The 300-nt window shown below is 67.3% G+C and carries 1 pseudogene; it reads right to left on the bottom strand.

The features are described 5' to 3' along the window. Positions 1–300: pseudogene (gene glyA, locus HMPREF2886_RS22895) on the bottom strand (serine hydroxymethyltransferase); the annotation flags it as partial.

Below are 300 nucleotides of genomic sequence, written 5' to 3'. Positions count from 1 at the left end.
GCCGTACTGCACGGCGTTGTACAGCTTGCCGGAGGAGGACACCTTGGCGCCGTGGGTGAGATGGCCGCCGTGGGCCAGGCTCATGCCGAGGATGGTGTCGCCGGCATTGAGCAGCGCCAGGTACACCGCGGCGTTGGCCGAGGAACCGGAGTGCGGCTGGACGTTGGCGTAGTCGGCGCCGAACAGTTGCCTGGCGCGGTCGATGGCCAACTGCTCGACCTTGTCGACGTGTTCGCAGCCGCCGTAGTAGCGCTTGCCCGGATAGCCCTCGGCATACTTGTTGGTCAGGCCGCTGCCCTG

Source organism: Pseudomonas sp. HMSC066A08 (genome assembly GCF_001813025.1).
Classification (GTDB): domain Bacteria; phylum Pseudomonadota; class Gammaproteobacteria; order Pseudomonadales; family Pseudomonadaceae; genus Pseudomonas; species Pseudomonas aeruginosa.
This window is presented reverse-complemented; position numbering and strand designations above follow the sequence as displayed.